This is a genomic window from Caulobacter sp. GW821-FHT10A10 (genome assembly GCF_059415745.1).
On sequence record NZ_JBWKNV010000004.1, the window covers coordinates 323,304 to 338,810 of the forward strand.

General features: G+C 70.4%; 13 protein-coding genes. 5 read left to right on the forward strand and 8 right to left on the reverse strand.

Annotated features, from left to right (window positions below; translation table 11 throughout):
* Window positions 1–30: 30 nt before the first annotated feature.
* The 6 genes from AC07NS_RS13525 to AC07NS_RS13550 form a co-directional block, all read right to left on the reverse strand.
* The gene (locus AC07NS_RS13525) at window positions 31–927 is read right to left on the reverse strand and encodes a TauD/TfdA dioxygenase family protein (protein ID WP_494603969.1); all 897 of its coding nucleotides are present in this window, start codon (window positions 925–927) and stop codon (window positions 31–33) included.
* A gap of 1,067 nt (window positions 928–1,994) precedes the next feature.
* A complete protein-coding gene (locus tag AC07NS_RS13530; RefSeq protein ID WP_494603971.1) occupies window positions 1,995–2,672 on the reverse strand; it encodes a peroxiredoxin-like family protein in 678 nt (225 codons plus the stop codon).
* Window positions 2,669–3,076, reverse strand: a complete 408-nt coding sequence (locus tag AC07NS_RS13535) for a 4Fe-4S dicluster domain-containing protein (RefSeq protein ID WP_494603973.1) — start codon at window positions 3,074–3,076, stop codon at window positions 2,669–2,671. The genes AC07NS_RS13530 and AC07NS_RS13535 overlap by 4 nt, the downstream gene beginning before the upstream one ends.
* Window positions 3,073–4,668 carry an FAD-binding protein gene (locus AC07NS_RS13540; RefSeq protein ID WP_494603975.1) on the reverse strand — a complete coding sequence of 532 codons (1,596 nt, stop codon included), beginning with the start codon at window positions 4,666–4,668 and terminating at the stop codon, window positions 3,073–3,075. The genes AC07NS_RS13535 and AC07NS_RS13540 overlap by 4 nt, the downstream gene beginning before the upstream one ends.
* Window positions 4,665–5,618 carry an ABC transporter substrate-binding protein gene (locus tag AC07NS_RS13545; RefSeq protein WP_494603977.1) on the reverse strand — a complete coding sequence of 318 codons (954 nt, stop codon included), beginning with the start codon at window positions 5,616–5,618 and terminating at the stop codon, window positions 4,665–4,667. The genes AC07NS_RS13540 and AC07NS_RS13545 overlap by 4 nt, the downstream gene beginning before the upstream one ends.
* Window positions 5,619–5,630: 12 nt before the next feature.
* A complete protein-coding gene (locus AC07NS_RS13550) occupies window positions 5,631–8,255 on the reverse strand; it encodes a TonB-dependent receptor plug domain-containing protein (protein ID WP_494603978.1) in 2,625 nt (874 codons plus the stop codon).
* 408 nt (window positions 8,256–8,663) lie between these two features.
* On the opposite strand from AC07NS_RS13550, the gene AC07NS_RS13555 reads away from it, so the two are divergent.
* The gene (locus AC07NS_RS13555) at window positions 8,664–10,028 is read left to right on the forward strand and encodes an FAD/NAD(P)-binding protein (RefSeq protein ID WP_494603980.1); all 1,365 of its coding nucleotides are present in this window, start codon (window positions 8,664–8,666) and stop codon (window positions 10,026–10,028) included.
* 271 nt (window positions 10,029–10,299) lie between these two features.
* Here AC07NS_RS13555 and AC07NS_RS13560 read toward each other — a convergent pair whose 3' ends face one another.
* Together AC07NS_RS13560 and AC07NS_RS13565 are read right to left on the reverse strand one after the other, a co-directional pair.
* The gene (locus tag AC07NS_RS13560; protein WP_487291392.1) at window positions 10,300–10,611 is read right to left on the reverse strand and encodes a hypothetical protein; all 312 of its coding nucleotides are present in this window, start codon (window positions 10,609–10,611) and stop codon (window positions 10,300–10,302) included.
* A gap of 120 nt (window positions 10,612–10,731) precedes the next feature.
* A complete protein-coding gene (locus AC07NS_RS13565; RefSeq protein WP_494603982.1) occupies window positions 10,732–11,568 on the reverse strand; it encodes a LysR substrate-binding domain-containing protein in 837 nt (278 codons plus the stop codon).
* A 278-nt stretch (window positions 11,569–11,846) separates the two neighbouring features.
* Here AC07NS_RS13565 and AC07NS_RS13570 point away from each other — a divergent pair, with 278 nt between their 5' ends.
* The 4 genes from AC07NS_RS13570 to AC07NS_RS13585 are packed head-to-tail and all read left to right on the forward strand — an operon-like array spanning window position 11,847 to window position 15,491.
* A complete protein-coding gene (locus AC07NS_RS13570; protein WP_494603984.1) occupies window positions 11,847–12,530 on the forward strand; it encodes an ABC transporter permease in 684 nt (227 codons plus the stop codon).
* Window positions 12,527–13,372, forward strand: a complete 846-nt coding sequence (locus tag AC07NS_RS13575; RefSeq protein ID WP_494603986.1) for an ABC transporter ATP-binding protein — start codon at window positions 12,527–12,529, stop codon at window positions 13,370–13,372. The genes AC07NS_RS13570 and AC07NS_RS13575 overlap by 4 nt, the downstream gene beginning before the upstream one ends.
* Window positions 13,369–14,544 carry an acyl-CoA dehydrogenase family protein gene (locus AC07NS_RS13580; protein ID WP_494603988.1) on the forward strand — a complete coding sequence of 392 codons (1,176 nt, stop codon included), beginning with the start codon at window positions 13,369–13,371 and terminating at the stop codon, window positions 14,542–14,544. The genes AC07NS_RS13575 and AC07NS_RS13580 overlap by 4 nt, the downstream gene beginning before the upstream one ends.
* Window positions 14,541–15,491 (forward strand): D-isomer specific 2-hydroxyacid dehydrogenase family protein, encoded by a 951-nt coding sequence (locus tag AC07NS_RS13585; protein WP_494603990.1) that lies wholly within the window; start codon window positions 14,541–14,543, stop codon window positions 15,489–15,491. Before AC07NS_RS13580 ends, AC07NS_RS13585 begins: the two co-directional genes overlap by 4 nt.
* Window positions 15,492–15,507: the final 16 nt, after the last annotated feature.

Genomic DNA, 15,507 nt, shown 5'->3' on the forward strand with positions numbered 1-15,507 from the left:
CGATCCAACGAGATGCTCTCAAGCCCCTGATCAGGCTTGGAAATATGGAACATCGCCCTTGATCGTCACCCGTTCGACGACGCGCTCCACCGGCCAGTAGTCGAGCACGGCGTAGTGCTGGGTGGCGCGGTTGTCCCAGAAGACGATGGCGTTCGGGCTCCAGCGGAAGCGCACCTGGTATTCGGGCGACTTCACCCGGTCGAGCAGTTCGGCCAGCAGGCCGGCGGCCTCGTCCTCGGGCAGGCCGAGGATCCGCGTCGTGAAGACCTTGTTGACGAAGAGGTGCGGCTGCCCGGTCTCGGGATGGGTGCGCACCACGGGGTGGGCCTGGGGCGGATAGGCCGCGCGCAGTTCCTGCCGCTTGGCCTCGTCGATGCGGTAGCCGTAGCTCTGCAGGATGTCGTGCTCGGCCTGGAGCCCGGCCAGCCTGTCCTTCAGGGGCTGGGGCAGGTCGGCGTAGATGGCGGCGGTGTCGGCGAACAGGGTGTCGCCGCCCGACGGCGGCAGGGTGCGGGCGCGCAGGACCCCGCCCATGGACGGCGCGGGACGGAAGGTGACGTCGGTGTGCCACTTGTTGGCCGCCCGCACGATCGGGACGATGGCCTCGCGCAGCTTCATGCCATCGGCCGCCTCGATATGCAGGATCTCCGGAAAGCCCGGCACGTGGGCGGTGACCGGATGGCCCTCCAGGTCGCCGAAATAGCGGCCGAAGCGGACGTGGTCCTCGTGGCTGATGTCCTGGTCGCGGAAGAACACCACCTTGTGACGCAGCAGGGCCGCGCGGATGGCCGCGACGATCTCGGGCACCAGGGGCCTGGTCAGGTCGAGGCCGGAGATCTCGGCGCCCAGCACCGGCCCGGCGGGGGTGACGGTCAGGCCGGCATAGTCTGGCGCGTCGCCCGCGGAGATCGGGGTCAAGGCGTTCATGGCGTCCTCCCACGGACTTCGCCGCTTCGAGAACGACGTTACCATACTGTAGGCATGGGAATTGGAAGGGCTCAAGTGCGGGGCGGCGCCCCAAGGAACCTCCCCCTGTGGGGGAGGCGGCCGAAGGCCGGTGGGGGGCCGGTTTCAGCTTCCGGGGCGGCGGCCGATTTCCCAAGAACTCCCCCCACCGATCGCTCCGCGATCGCCTCCCCCACAGGGGGAGGTTCCTTGATCCGTAGACACGGCTTTTCGATCTCCCGCTTTTCGGCGGCAGTGGATGGGGAGGCGCGGAGCGGCCGGGCGGAGCCCGGAGACCGTGATGTGGTTTAGCGTTTCGGCTTCGTCAGACCGCTCCGCCGCATCATTTGTCTCGGAGGGGCCAGAGGCGCGGGTGTTGTTTCAACCCAAGGCCCAGCCTTTCCCCCGGACGGGCAGGACCAACAGCCCCGCGGTGATCCGGCGGCGGCCTCGGCTGATCCTGTTAGGCCGGTTTAGCGATCCCGACCCTGTCGACCCGCTTGTCTCGTCACGGAACGGCTTGGCGGCCCAATCACGCCTTCTGAGCGATCCTGCAAACCCGCCCTTCCCATGACGCCCCAAGCGGCCCCGCTCGATGCGATCCACAGCCGCTAACTCGGGCCGGTACCAAGAGCCCTCCCCATGGCTGGGATGGGGATGATTATGGGGGTGGTTTGAGCGGGTGGGGGTAAGTTGGGCTTATAAAGTTGTAGAGCGTTGAGTTTGTGGGACTCTTTCTCGACTACGCCGTGTGAGCAGCGTGCGTTCACGGCCTTCGCCACACCCAAACACCGCCTTCCTGGGCCTTGTGCCCAGGATCCATCGTTCAGCCGCTCAGACCGATCAGGGACGGCCGAGGTCTGAGCGGTCGTTGGCATGGGCCCTCGCTACAAGGGCGAGGGAGGCAGGATTTGGGGGCGGTAGAAAGCCTGGGTCCCCGCTTTCGCGGGGATTTTACGGGTGGAGGGATGGCCGCCGGTTCGGAAGCTGAAAACGGCCCCCCTCCGGCCCTTCGGGCCACCTCCCCCAAAGGGGGAGGATCATTAGCCTCACACCGCCGCCGGAGCGGGGGTCAGCGCTCGCACGGCGGCGATGATGGGGTCGGCTTCGGTGCGGGCCAGCCAGTCGGGGCTGACGTCGGCGAAGCGGACGACGCCGGCGCGGTCGATGACCACCACGGCCGGCTGCGGCAGTTCCCAGGTGCCTGTGCCGGTGACGTCGCCGATGAAGCTGCCCTTGGCGCGCTGGGCGTCCTGGCTGGCCTGGTCGGCGACGTAGGTGACCCCGAACCGGCGGGCGAGCTCATTGCCCAGGTCGGCGGCGACCTTGTAGCTGAGGCCGTGGCGCGTGCGGATCTCGCCCAGGCGCTCGGGAACCTGCGGGCTGACGGCGACCAGGGTCGCGCCGATCGCCTTCAGGGCCGGGGCCAGGGTCTCTTCGTAGTAGGGCAAGGCGATGTTGCAGGCCGGGCAGCCGGCGAAGCGGAAGAAGATCAGCACCGCCGGGCCCTTGGCGGTCAGGCCTTCCAGGGTCAGGTCGCCGCCCTCGACGTCCTTCAGGACAAAGGGGGCGACCTTGTCGCCGACCTTGACCCAGGCGTCGGGGTCGGCCGCCTCGACCAGGCGGGCGCGCTGGTCGATGTTGATCTTCAGCGCGGCCGGCTCCCAGGTGCGGACGCGTTCGGCATGCAGAGCGGCCAGGCGCTCGCGCAGGGTCTGATGGCTCATGAAGTCCTCCCGTTTTCGTCTCGAGCGGTTTTGGCGCCCCCTTGGGCGGCGTCCGCGTCCGCGATCGCCATCAGGCGGGCGCGCTCGAAGATCGCCCCCATGCGCCAGTGCTGGTTGGTGTGGGCGCCAGCGTGCTCGTCCCAGCCGCTGTCGCGCCGGAAGCCGCCGACGTCGCCGGTGGCCAGGGCCTGCTGCGCGGTGAGCCCGGCGACACGGTCGACTTCGGGCCAGACGAACAGGGCGTCTTCCGGGCAGTAGAGCTCGCACAGGTAGCAGGTCTGGCAGTCGGCCTGGCGGGCGATCACCGCCTTGCCGCCCGGCCCGCGCGCCAGGACGTCGCTGGGGCAGACGTCCACGCAGTCGCCGCAACCGCCGCAGCGGTCGTCGATCACGACCTCGATCATGCGACCTCCTCCAGCCTTGTTGCTTCAGGGCGGGCGCCCTCGAAGCGGGTGACCACGCGATCGAAGCCATGGGCGCGCTGGCGCGAGGCCAGGCGCGGGTCCAGGCCTGGGGCGTCCTCGCGGCGGTGCATGCCCCGGCTCTCGCGGCGCAGCAGGGCGCTGGCCTTGCTCCAGCGGGCGGCGGCGGTCAGGGCCGCGGTCTCGCGGGCGCGAAGCAGTTCCCTGCCCCAGCCACCGGCATGGGCGGCGATCTCGCGCCAGACGTCGTCGAGCTTTTCGCCCGAGGCTTCGAGTCCGACGCCGGTGCGGAAGATGTTGCGGTCGTAGGCGCCCATCTCGTCGCGGACGACCTGACGCGCGGCCGCCAGATCGACATCGGCCGAGCGGCTGGTGGGCCGCAGCCCAGCCTGGCCGATGTGGCGCAGGCGCTCGCCGGCCTTGGCGGCGCGGGTGCGAGCAAACAGCGCCGCCCCCTGCCCGGCCCACTGGCCCGACGACAGAGCCCAGGAGGAATTGACCGCCCCGCCGCCCGAAATCGCGCCGGTGACCAGTTCGCGGCTGGCGGCGTCGCCGGCGGCGAACAGGCCGGGCGCGGCGGTCTGGCAAAGCGCGTCCGTGACCCGCAGGCCGCCGATGCCGCGCACCGTGCCCTCGGAGACCAGGGTCGCCTCAAAGCGCTCGGCATAGGCGTCGATCCCGAAGCGGGCGAAGGGCCGCACGAAGTTAGGCTGCACCTGAGGCATCACCTCGCGGATATCCTGCGGGATGCGGTCTAGCCGGCAATAGAGCCGGCCCTTCAGCAGGGCGCGGGCAAGGTGCGGCGATGGATCGGGTCCCGGCGGGATGTCGAGTTCGTTGTCGGCTTCGTCGAACCAGCGGGCGAAGGCGAAGCTCATCGAGCGGGCCATGTTCGTGCCGGCCGGCATGGCCGTGTAGTAGTTGGCGAACTCCATGCCCGAGACGTCGGCCCCGGCCTCGACGCCCATCAGCAGGCCATCGCCCGTATTGTTGGCCGCGCCTAGCAGACGCGAGGCGAAGGCGCAGCCGCCCGTGGCCAGCACCACCGCCCCGGCCCGGATGGTCCACGGCCGCTCGCCGCGCAGGGCGATCCCGGCCGCGCCGGTGACGACGCCGTCGCCGTCGGTCAGCAGTTCCAGGGCCGGATGGTGGTCGAGGATGGTCGCCCCGGCCTCCAGGGCGAAGGCGCGCATGGCCCGCATGTATTCGGGACCGCGCAGGCCTCGGTAATAGGTCTGACCCTTGTCGTCCTGGGTGAAGGCGTAGTGCTTGGCCAGCTGCGGCAGGCTGGTCCAGGTGAGGTCGATGATCCGGGCCATCCAGTCGGGATCGCCCAGGCCCAGCGAGCGCTTGAAGCGGTCGGCGACGGCCGCCTCCCGCTGCTCCGGCGGAACCCACCAGTGGCCGGGGCCGGCGGTGGCGGTGACGCCGCTCGTTCCGCACCAGCCCTTGTCGGCCAGGATCACCCGCGCGCCCTCGCGGGCGGCGGCGATCGCAGCCCAGGTTCCGGCCAGGCCGCCGCCGATGACCAGGACGTCGGTCTCCCAATGCGGCGTCTCGAAATCCGCGCTCATCCGGCGACCGTTCCGTTGAACGAGCGGTCGAAGGCGCCGCCCGGATCGAGGGTCGAGGTGATCGCCCCGGCGCTGCGGAAATGGTCGAGCACGGCGCGGGCCTCGGCCACCGAACCGTCGTCGATCGGCACGGGGGCGAAGCGGTAGTAGCGGACGGTGTACTGCGCCACGTCCAGCGACAGGCCCGTCTCCTTGGACAGGACGGCGGCGAAGGCGTCGGGGTTGGCGATCGCCCAGCGCCGGGCCTTGGCCAGGCGACGCAGGAAGTCCTCGATCTGGGGACGTTTGGTCTCGATGGCCTTGAGGCTGGCCGCCTCGTAGCCGTTGCCGCTGAGCACGCCCTCGCCGTCGGCCAGGATGCGGGCGCTGTCGTGCAACCGAGCCAGGGCGACATAGGAGCCCCAGGTCACCCAGGCGTCGATCGAGCCCGCCGTGAAGGCGGCCTTGGCGTCGCCCGGGCTGAGGAACACCACCGAGATGTCGGACGGCTTCAGCCCCGCCTTCTCGATCACCCGCAGCAGCAGGTAGTGGCCGATCGAGCCGCGCCCCGTGGCGATCTTCTTGCCCTTGAGGTCGGCGGGCGTGCGGATGGCCGCGTCCTTCGGCACCAGGATCGCGGTCGAGCCGCCGCCGCTCTGGCCCGCCTGGACGGCCTTGATCTTGGCGCCGCTGGCGTAGGCGAACAGGAACGGCGCGTCGCCGGCCTCGCCCAGGTCCACCGCCCCCGCGCCCAGGGCCTCGAGCAGAGGCTGGGCGGCGGGAAACTCGCTCCATTCGATCTTGTAGGGCACGCCTTCGAGCGCGCCCGAGGCGATCAGCACCGCCTTGGTGCTGCCGCGTTGGCTGCCGACCTTCAGCGGCGCGGCCGCGTCGCCCTTGCCGCAGGCGGCGAGACCCGACGAGAGACCGGCGAGCGCGCCGAGACCGATGATGAGCTGGCGTCTTTGCATGCCGCCCTCCCCTTAGAAGCGTTGGGTCAGGCGGGCGTAGTAGTAGCCGCCGGTGATGCCGAAGGGCGAGAACAGGCCGTACTGCAGCGTGCCCTGATCGGAATTGACGATGCCGATCTTGTCGGGGTGCTGGTCGAACAGGTTGTTGGCGCCGATGGCGATGTTGGTGGTCGGCCGCACGTCCCAGGCGATGTCGAGATCGGCCACCCACTTGGGACTGAAGGTGCGGTCGAGGCTCGCCGAGGTGCCGGCCTCGGTGTACTCGCCGTAGCGGGTGGCGCGCAGGCTGGCGCTGACGGTCTGGCGGCTCCAGACCGCGCCCAGCACGATCTTCTCGCGCGGCGTGCCCCGGGTCAGGTCCGAGATCTTCTGGCGGTCGAACAGCACGAGGTTCGGATTGACCGCCTTGAGAATGGCCGGCGTCTCGATGACGTCGCGGACCTTGGTCTTGTTGAAGGCGTAGGCGGCGTTGAGGTTCAGCTTGCCGACCGAGCCGAGGTCGAGACCGTACTCGGCCACGAAGTCGACGCCCGTCGTCCGGGTCGAGACGGCGTTGGTGTAGTAGGTCGCCGTCAGGCCCTGCGGGAAGCGGGCCAGCAGGCCGACCAGGGCGGCCTGCGACTGCAGCTGGGTCACGGACAGGTCGAGGTTGCTGGTGTCGACAATGCGGTCGTCGATGTCGATCTGGTAGGCGTCCAGCGTCAGGCGCAGGCGGGCCAGGGGCTCGGCGGTGATGCCGAAGCTGTAGTTGGTCGAGGTCTCGGGCTTCAGCGGCGTCGCGCCCAGGGCCTTGGCCTCGGCGCTGTCGGTGCGCAGGACCTTGGTCGGGAAGGTCAGGTATTCGCCGGGCGTGCAGGCGGCGCCGCGGAAGGTGTTGTTGGGCGCGGCCGGGCAGAGGCTGCCGGAGATGGTCGAGGTGGCGAAGATGCTCTGGCCCAGCGACGGGGCGCGGAAGCCGTTGCTGACCGTGGCGCGCAGGGCGTAGCCGGGCAGGAACTCCCAGCGGGTGGTCAGCTTGCCGCTGGTCGTCTCGCCGACGTCGCCGGTGTAGCGCTCGTGGCGGAGCGCGGCGCCGACGTACCAGTTTTCCGTCAGGTCGGTCCCGAGGTCGGCGTAGACGGCGTAGGAGTGGCGCGAGGTCGAGCCGGCGTCTTCGGGCGCGGTGCCGGCGTAGGACGACAGGCCCGGGTTGGGACGCAGGCCGGCGAACGGCTGGCCGGCCGGGATGACGTAGTCGCCGACGACGTACGAAGCCTCGTCGCCGGCCTCGATCAGGAAGTGCTCGTAGCGGTGCTCAAGGCCCCACGACACCTGCAGCGGATGCGGCAGGATCCCGGCGAACTCCCGCGTGACGTCGAGGTTGTTGGTCCACTGCTGGAACTGGTGGGTCGACAGGTGGAAATAGGTCGGGCTGTCGGGGCCGAGGGTGGCGTTCAGCGTGTTCTCGCCGTCGAGCTGGGCGTGGTCCTGGGCGAAGGTGGTCGAGGCGTCCCACGACCAGCCGGCCTTTTCGCCGCGCGCGCCGAAGCTGGTCTGCCAGTCGAGCTCGAAGATCCGCCGCAGGGCGTTGAAGCCGTTTGGATAGACCTCGGGCAGCGAGTTGCGGTTCAGCGGCCGGCCGGCGGTGACGCCCGAGACGGCCTCGAGGTTGGGCAGGAAGCTGCCGGTGACCTTCTTCGACGCGCGGTGGCTGACCGTGCCGCTGGAATAGAGCGTCAGGTCGCGCCAGGGCAGTTCGGCGTTGTAGGCCGTGGCGATGATGTCTTCCTCGCCCGGGCCGTAGCTGGCGCCCCAGTAGTAGCGGTCGGCGGTGGCGTCGCGGGCGTCGGGGGTGACCGTGGTCACGCCGCCGGTCGTGGTGACGGTGGGCTGGTAGAGGTACTGGGCGCGCGAGGGCACGGCGCGCGAGGCGGCCTCGTTGTTCTTCCAGTTGATCGCCAGCTGCAGGAAGCCGCCGTCTTCGCCGAGGGGGCGGGCCCAGGTCAGGCTGGCGGCGCGGGTGTCGCCGTCGCCCAGATAGTTCTGGCCGCCGGTGTAGGAGAACTCGCCGCCTTCGGTCCCCTTCTTGAGGATGATGTTGACGACGCCGGCGATGGCGTCCGAGCCGTACTGGGCCGAGGCGCCGTCGCGCAGCACCTCGATGCGCTCGATGGCGCTGGCGGGAATGAGGTCCAGATCGACCGGCACGCCGCCGCGGCCGACACGGGCGAGGTTGTTGATCAGCGAGGTGGTGTGGCGGCGCTTGCCGTTGACGAGGAACAGGGCTTGGTCGCCGTTGAGGCCGCGCAGGGTGATGGCCCGCACCGTCCACGAGGTGCCGCCGCCGTTGACGCCCGGCAGGTTGAACGACGGGATCAGGGTGTTGAGCACCTCCTTCAGGCCGACCTTGCCAGTGGCGGTGAGCTGCTCGGACGAAATGACGTCGATGGGCGCGGGGCTGTCGGCGACCGTGCGGCGCACGCCGCGCACGCCGGTGACGACGACGCCGTCCACGGAGTCGAGCGCCGCGTCGGGCGCCTCGACAGTCGGGATCGGTTCGGCGGCCAGGGCCGCGCCCGAGGCGCAGGCCAGCAGCAGGCCGGCGAAGGCCGAGCGTTTGAGCGTCTGGGAAACCAGGGTCTGGGAAACACGAGTCAAAAGTCTATCCCCCGCGCGGTGATCCGCGTCGTTGCATGGTCTTGGAAGAGAGGAAGGTCGTGGGCGATCCGTCGGACGTCAGGCGAGGATCGGGCCGACGGACGGGCGGCGCTGGTCGAGGACGGCGACGCTCATGGGGAACCTCCATCTCGCCGACACGAGGCGGTCGGCGGAGGCGAACATGGCGAGCGCGCCCAAACCGGGCGAACGAGTATTTCTCCGAAAGAATTCAGAGATTTATATATCGCGATACGCAATAATCGGCATTTGCGGAACACATAGTCGCCGGGGTTGTCGCGATGTTTCAGCGACGCCGGACGAAACCATCAGCGGGGCTCGACAGCGCCCTTGCGCGACGCTTGAGGATCGCCGAAACAAATCCCATCAATCCTGTAGAGTTTTCTCCCGATGACATCGCGTCCCGTGATCGCCGTGGTCGGCGCCGGCTTCAGCGGCGTCATGACCGCCCTGCATCTGCTGCGGGACGGCGCGGGCGCGCGGGTCGTCCTGCTGGAGCGACGCAGCCCCGTGGGTCTGGGCGCGGCCTACGCCACGCATAATCCCAGCCACCGACTGAACGTGCGGGCCGGCAACATGAGCGCCTGGCCGGACCGGCCGGGCGACTTCACCGCCTGGCTGCGCGGCCAGGGGCTGGAGGTCGGAGCCGGCGATTTCGCCACGCGCGGCGACTACGGCCGCTATCTGCAGAGCCTGCTGGCCGACGCGGCCTCGGGGCCGGAAGCGGCTGGACGGCTGATCGTCGCGCCCGACGAGGTGGTGGGCCTGGAGCCGGGCGGCGACGGCTGGCGGCTGACGACGGCCATGGGCCGGCCGATCCTGGCGGACGCCGTGGTCCTGGCCCTGGGCAATCCGCCGCCCTGCCGGCCGGCCGGCGTCGACGAGGCCCTGGCCGCCTCGAGCGCCTATGTCGCCGATCCCTGGCGCTGGGACCCGAAGGCCATGCCGCAAGGGCCGGTGCTGCTGCTCGGCACGAGCCTGACCATGATCGACGTGGCGCTGAGCCTGGAAGACGCCCTGCCCGGCCGTTCGATCATCGCCCTGTCACGCCGAGGCCTGACGCCGCGCGAGCACGAAGGCGAGCCGCCCGAACACCCGCCCAGCCCGCCCTCCCCCGACCTCAGCCCCCATGCCGCCTTGGAATGGCTGAAGCGGACGGCGGCCGTGCACGGCTGGCGGACGGCGGTCGACGCCCTGCGGCCGGCGACCCAGGACCTGTGGCACGGCTGGAGCGTGGCGCGCAAGCAGGCCTTCCTGCGCCACGCGCGGCCGTTCTGGGACGTGCACCGCCACCGCCTGTCGCCCGAGGTGGCGTCCCGCGTGGCCAATCTGCGCCAATCCCGCCGCCTGAAGGTCGCCGCCGGCAAGATCGTGCGCCTGGCCGAGAGAGCCGACGGCCGCGTCGAAGGCGCCTGGCGGCCACGCGGCGAGATGGACGCCCAGCCGTTCGTCGTCAGCGCGGTGATCAACGCCACCGGCCCCACCGGCGATGTGACGCGGTCGCGCGATCCGCTGGTGCTCGACCTGATCCGTCGCGGGCTCGCGCGGCCCGACCCGATGCGGCTGGGCCTCGACGTCGATCCCGACAACCGCCTGCTCGACGTTTCGGGCGCGGCCGCGGCCAGCCTGTTCGCGGTCGGCCCGGTGACGCGCGGCGCCTGGTGGGAGATCAACGCCGTGCCCGATATCCGCGGCCAGGCGGCGCGGGTGGCCGGGGCGGTGTTGCGGGCGGTGGGTCGGGAGCTACACGACTAGCGTTCAGCCGCTCATCAACTGCCGCATCACGACCCATTACATTGTCATCCCGGCCGCAGCGAAGCGGAGCGCCGGGATCTCCCACCGTTCCGATACTGCCAGCGTGGGAGATCCCGGCTCTACGGACCGCTGACGCGCTCCTTCGGCCGGGATGACAAGCTTTTTGGATCTAATCGCGTCCTGGTGCGAGCCAGCGGACTGGGACCCCAAACACGAAAACCCCCCGCCGGCGAACCGACGGGGGTGTTTTCACGCTTCAGGCGAAAGACGCTTACGCGCCGCCCGGGAAGCGGAACGGAACCTTCACGGTGCCGGTCTTGGCGCCCATCGGCAGCTTCTCGGCGATGCACATGGCCGCCTTGTCGAAGCCCTTGCCGGCCGCGCTGTTGTCGACGACCTTGCAGCCCGAGAGCTTGCCGGCGTCGGCGGTGCACTCGAGCATCACCTGAGCGGCGTCCTTGGTGTTGGCGAACTGCTGCAGGCAGCGGCCCATCTGATCTTCGAAGCCACCGGCGGCCGAAGCGGCCGAAGCGACGAAGAAGCTGCCGGCCATAGCCGCTGCGAAAGCGATCGAGAATTTCATAGCCGCCCATCCCTCCTGGCGAAAACTTGATGGGAGGGTTTTCGCAGGAGGCCGCTAACGAAGAACCAAGGTTCGCGGTTAATCTTTTCTGAAAATGATTAATGTGGTCGGGAGCCCAATTCAGAGCTCCAGGGCCGCCGTGTGGATCAGCTCCGAGAGCTTGGCGATCGACGGGTGCGGCGCGGGACCGGTCCGACGAACATAGGCCACTTTCGGCAGGATCGGTAAAGCCCCCTCGGCGATGGGCTGGGCGTCGGGGCGGAACAGGCTGGTGCGGCAGGTCACCGCCAGGCCGGACTGAACGGCCGCGCGCAGGGCCGACAGGCTGGGCGTCTCCAAGGCCACACGATAGGAGCGCCCTTCCCGCTCCAGCGCCGCCAGGGCCGCGTCGCGGAACCGGCACGGCGCCTCCAGGATCGCCAGCGGCAGCACCTCCTGCTGGGCGAGGTCGGGCTCGCCGTGCCAGACCATCGGCACGGTGCGGGCGGCGGCCGGATCGTCATAGGCGCCCATGCACAGGATGACGTCCAGGCGATCGCTGCGCAGCAGTTCCAGCAGCTCGGGCGAGCCGGCCACCCGCACCTGCAGCTGGGTGTCGGGATTGAGCTGGGCGAAGCGGGCGAGCACGCCCGACAGCAGGGTTTCGGCGAAGTCCTGCACCAGCCCCACCCGCGCCGGCCCGGCCAGGGCGTCGCCGGTCAGGGCCACGACGGCGCGGTCGTTGAGGGCGAGGATGTCGCGGGCGTGGCCCAGCAGGGTCTGGCCGGCCGGGGTCAGCGACAAGCGCCGTCCTTCGCGGTGGAACAGCGGCGTCAGCACGGTCTCCTCCAGCCGCTTCATCTGCAGGCTGAGCGCCGACTGGGTGACGAAGACGCGTTCGGTGGCGCGCAGCATCGAGCCGCTGTCGACGATGGCCACGAAGCTGCGGAGAAGTTCGGTCGGAAGGTTGGTCGGCATCTGGCGTCCCGTCTGACCCCATTGAGGAACTCTAATAAGACCCCTGAGGATAAGTCTATTGATCGAGTAGGAATTCAGCGTCCATCTCTGTGAAGCAACGGCGCCCCCGCCGCAACGGTCACAGCGATGGAAGCGACCCGATGTCTTTGGCGCCCGCCGATAGAATTTCTCTAGCGAGACCATTCCCCAAGGGGTGGCGATGGCCTCGCCTGTCCCGTGCGCGCTGGCTATCTCCGGTAGCGCTTCTGGCCTTGTGGGAACTGGGTTCTCGGCTCGGCGTGATCCCCGAACGGGTGCTGGCCGCGCCCTCGGCGGTGGCCGAAACCTTCTGGTCGCTGACGATCTCGGGAGAGTTGGCGACCAACCTGGTGGTGTCGCTGGCGCGCGCCGGAACGGGCCTCGCCATCGCCCTGACCGTGGCGGTGACCCTGGGCCTCGTGGCCGGCCTCTCGCGCTGGGGCGAGACGGTCGTCGACCCGCTGATGCAGATCAAACGGACGATTCCCGTGGTGGCCCTGTCGCCGCTGTTCATCGTCTGGTTCGGTATCGGCGAGACGCCTAAGATCGCCCTGATCGCCACGGCGGCGGTGTTTCCGCTGTACCTCAACCTGTTCGCCGGCGTGCGCGGGGTCGACGTGCGGCTGGTCGAGGCCGCCCGCAGCTTCGGCCTGTCGGGCTGGAGCCTGGTGCGCGAGGTGATCCTGCCCGGCGCCCTGCCCTCGTTCTTCGTGGGCCTGCGCTACGCGCTCAGCATCTCGGTGGTGATCCTGGTGATCGCCGAACAGATCAACGCCCAGGCCGGCCTTGGCCACCTGATCAACAACGCCCGGGACTTCATGCGCACCGACATCATCGTCGTCTGCATGCTCGTCTACGCCCTGCTCGGCCTGTCCGCCGACGCCCTCGTTCGCACGCTGGAGCGCCGCGCTCTGGCCTGGCGCCCCAGCCTCGTGGAGCAATGACCATGGTCCAGCCGCGCATCCGCCGCCGCGCCTTCGACACCGCCGCCGCCCCGGCCGCAGCCCCCTCGACCGCGCCCTCCGTCGCCCCCGCCGTGAAATTGAACGGCTTCGTCCGTCAGTTCGGCGAGAACCGGGTCATCGACGGCCTGGACCTCTCGATCGCTCCGGGCGAGTTCGTCGCCCTGCTGGGCGCCAGCGGCTCGGGCAAGACCACCCTGCTGCGCACCCTGGCCGCTCTCGACCCCGTCGGCGACCAGGACGTCACGACGCCCAGCACCCGCGCCGTGGTGTTCCAGGACGCCCGCCTGCTGCCGTGGAAGAAGGTCTGGCGCAACGTGGCGCTGGGCTTGAAGGACCCAAGCTTCAAGAAGGGGGACGTCCGGGTCCGCGCCGAGGCGGCGCTGAAGGAGGTCGGTCTCGGCCATCGCCTCGACGCGTGGCCCTCCACGCTCTCCGGCGGCGAGGCCCAGCGCACGGCCCTGGCCCGCGCCCTCGTACGCGAGCCGGGTCTGCTGCTGCTCGACGAGCCGTTCGCGGCCCTCGACGCCCTGACCCGGCTGAAGATGCACGACCTCGTCCTGAACCTCTGGAACGAGCACAAGCCCGCCGTCCTGCTGGTCACCCACGACGTCGACGAGGCCATCTCGCTGGCCGACCGGGTGCTGGTGCTGAACAAGGGCCGGATCGCCGCCGAGGAGAAAATCACGCTGGAGCGTCCGCGCGCGCCGGACGTCCGCTTCCAGGCCATCCGTCGCCGCCTGCTCGCCCACCTGGGCGTCGAAGCCCCCGCCCCGCACGAAGGCGCCCTGATCGCCTTCCCGACCGGCGAGGCCGTGCAGTGAGCACCGCCGCCGCCCGCAAGCTGGCGCCCACGCCGAGCCTGCCCGATCTCGACGCGGTGCTGCCGCGCCTGACGGAGGCCTTCGCCGCCACCGCCGGCCGTCACGACCGCGAGGCCAGCTTTCCGTTCGCCAACTTCCAGGCCCTGCACGAAGCAGGACTGCTGGCCCTGACCGCCCCAGCGCGCCTGGGCGGGCTGGAGAGCGACCTGCCCACCGCGTTGAAGGTGGTTTCCGCCGTCGCCCGGGGCGAGCCGGCCACCGCTCTGGTGCTGGTGATGCAGTACCTGTTCCACGCCTCGGTCGAGGGCCGTTCGGGTTGGCCCGAGCACCTGAAGCAGCGGGTGATCGGCGATGCGATCGCGCACGGCGCCCTGATCAACGCCCTGCGGGTGGAGCCGGACCTCGGCACCCCCGCTCGCGGCGGCCTGCCGGCCACCATCGCCCGCCGCACGCCGGAAGGCTGGCGGATCAGCGGCCGCAAGATCTACTCCACGGGTTCCACGGCGCTGACCTGGTTCGTGGTCTGGGCTCGCAGCGACGACGCCGAACCTCTGGTCGGCGGCTGGCTGGTGCGCGCCGACAGCCCCGGCGTGGTCATCGAGGAGACCTGGGATCACCTGGGCCTGCGCGCCAGCGCCAGCCATGACGTCATCTTCGAGGACGTGCTGGTTCCGCTGGACCACGCCCTGGATCCGCAGCCGCCCGGCGCCCCGCCGCCCTATTCGCCGGTGTTCGGAACCTGGTCGGCCGTGCTGACGGCGGCGATCTACGATTCCGTGGCGCGTGCCGCCCGCGACTGGCTGGCCGACTTCCTGATCGCCCGCAAGCCGGCAAACCTGGGCGCCAGCCTCTCAACCCTGCCCCGCTTCCAGGAAGCGCTGGGCGAGATCGACGCCCTGCTCTTCGCCAACCGCGTGCTGCTGGACAGCGCCGCGCGAGGCGACACGGCCGCCAGCGAGAGCGGTCTGGTCAAGCATCTGGTCACCGAGAACGCCATCACCGTGGTCGAGAAGGCCCTGAAGCTGACCGGCAACCCCGGCCTGACCCGCGCCAACCCGCTGGAGCGCCATCACCGCGACGTGCTGTGCGGCCGGGTGCATACCCCCCAGGCCGACGTGGTGCTGACCGGCGCGGGCCGCGCGGCGTTTGCTGAACGCGAGGTCGTCCGATGAGCCGTCTCGTCGTCGCCAGCCAACTGCCCGAGGTGTTCAACACCGTCTTCGCCCAGCATGCGGCGGACGCGGAGATCATCGCGGTGCCGCCGGGCCTGACCGCGCCGCTGCCCCCTTCGGCCAAGGTCCTGGTGGCCGCGCCGTTCCGCAAGGCCGGCGGCGTGCTGCCGGCCAAGGCGCCGCCCGGCTGGCCGTTCGACGTGCGCTGGGTGCAGCTGGTGTCGGTGGGCATCGACTTCTATCCGGACTGGCTGTTCGACGGTCCGGTGGTGACCTCGGCGCGCGGCTCGTCGGCCGTCGCCCTGGCCGAGTTCGCCCTGGCGGCGATCCTGGCCGAGGCCAAGCGCCTGCCCGAAATCTGGATCGACAAGGCCGAGCGCTGGACGCCGCAGCCGCTGAAGCTGATCTCGGGCACGACCCTGGGCCTGGTGGGCTTCGGCGCCATCGGCGAGGCCCTGGCCCCGCGCGCCCAGGCCCTCGGCCTGAACGTCATCGCCACCCGCCGCTCGGACAAGCCGATCCCCGTGGCCGGCGTCGAGCGCGTAGCCGATCTTGCGACCCTGTTCGCCCGCAGCGACCACGTGGTGCTGGCCGCCCCGGCGACGCCGGAGACCGAGCGCCTGATCGGCCGCGAGGTGCTGGCCGCCGCCAAGCCCGGCCTGCACCTGATCAACATCGCCCGCGGGGCGCTGATCGACGACGACGCCCTGCTGGCGGCGCTGGAGGACGGTCGGGTTTCCCGCGCCAGCCTGGACGTGACCTTCCCCGAGCCCCTGACCGACGGGCACCCGTTCTACGGCCATCCCAAGGTTCGGCTGTCGCCCCACACCTCGGTGCACACGCCCGACACCCGCATCAACCTGGCGACCAGCTTCGCCCAGAACCTCGCCCGCTTCCGCGCCGGCGCGCCCCTGGCCGACGTCGTCGACCTGTCGCGCGGCTACTGACAACAAGGACCCTTCG

What these genes read in the sequence shown, in the direction of transcription:
- AC07NS_RS13525 (WP_494603969.1), bottom strand. Translation starts at nt 927, where the DNA reads ATGAACGCCTTGACCCCGATCTCCGCGGGCGACGCGCCAGACTATGCC.
- AC07NS_RS13530 (WP_494603971.1), bottom strand. Translation starts at nt 2,672, where the DNA reads ATGAGCCATCAGACCCTGCGCGAGCGCCTGGCCGCTCTGCATGCCGAA.
- AC07NS_RS13535 (WP_494603973.1), bottom strand. Translation starts at nt 3,076, where the DNA reads ATGATCGAGGTCGTGATCGACGACCGCTGCGGCGGTTGCGGCGACTGC.
- AC07NS_RS13540 (WP_494603975.1), bottom strand. Translation starts at nt 4,668, where the DNA reads ATGAGCGCGGATTTCGAGACGCCGCATTGGGAGACCGACGTCCTGGTC.
- AC07NS_RS13545 (WP_494603977.1), bottom strand. Translation starts at nt 5,618, where the DNA reads ATGCAAAGACGCCAGCTCATCATCGGTCTCGGCGCGCTCGCCGGTCTC.
- AC07NS_RS13555 (WP_494603980.1), top strand. Translation starts at nt 8,664, where the DNA reads ATGACATCGCGTCCCGTGATCGCCGTGGTCGGCGCCGGCTTCAGCGGC.
- AC07NS_RS13560 (WP_487291392.1), bottom strand. Translation starts at nt 10,611, where the DNA reads ATGAAATTCTCGATCGCTTTCGCAGCGGCTATGGCCGGCAGCTTCTTC.
- AC07NS_RS13565 (WP_494603982.1), bottom strand. Translation starts at nt 11,568, where the DNA reads ATGCCGACCAACCTTCCGACCGAACTTCTCCGCAGCTTCGTGGCCATC.
- AC07NS_RS13575 (WP_494603986.1), top strand. Translation starts at nt 12,527, where the DNA reads ATGACCATGGTCCAGCCGCGCATCCGCCGCCGCGCCTTCGACACCGCC.
- AC07NS_RS13585 (WP_494603990.1), top strand. Translation starts at nt 14,541, where the DNA reads ATGAGCCGTCTCGTCGTCGCCAGCCAACTGCCCGAGGTGTTCAACACC.